The 387-nt window shown below is 58.7% G+C and carries 1 protein-coding gene; it reads right to left on the reverse strand.

What is annotated here, in order from left to right; all coding sequences use genetic code 11:
* Positions 1–104: 104 nt before the first annotated feature.
* Positions 105–387 (reverse strand): LuxR C-terminal-related transcriptional regulator (locus EN807_RS33025; protein ID WP_135860765.1); only part of this gene is annotated, 283 nt, incomplete at its 5' end.

Here is a 387-nt window from a genome sequence, read left to right on the forward strand (position 1 = left end):
CCAGGCCGGCAATCAGATAGATCAGCAGGCTTTCGGTGTTGGTCCACGTATAGTTCAACTGGCCAACGAGGAGCAGTATCTCCTGAAAGCGGGGCATCGCCGCCTCATGCCGAGGACTGGCTGATGCCCGGCTGTCTCGACCGTTCCATGCCGCCGTAAAAGGTATCCTTGCGCGCATGAAAGACGGCGGCCGCTTCGGTCCTGTTGTGAGCTCCGAGCTTGGTGATGATGTTGTGCAGATGGATCTTGACCGTATGCTCGGACAGCCGGAGGGTCGCCGCAATGATCTTGTTCTGCAAACCGCGCGCTACCATTTCGAGAATCTGAAACTCGCGCTCGGTCAATTCACCCATCTCGTCGAAACCCGCGCGGTCCGTCGCCGATTGC

The organism is Mesorhizobium sp. M5C.F.Ca.ET.164.01.1.1 (genome assembly GCF_004792125.1).
Taxonomy (GTDB): Bacteria; Pseudomonadota; Alphaproteobacteria; order Rhizobiales; family Rhizobiaceae; genus Mesorhizobium; species Mesorhizobium wenxiniae.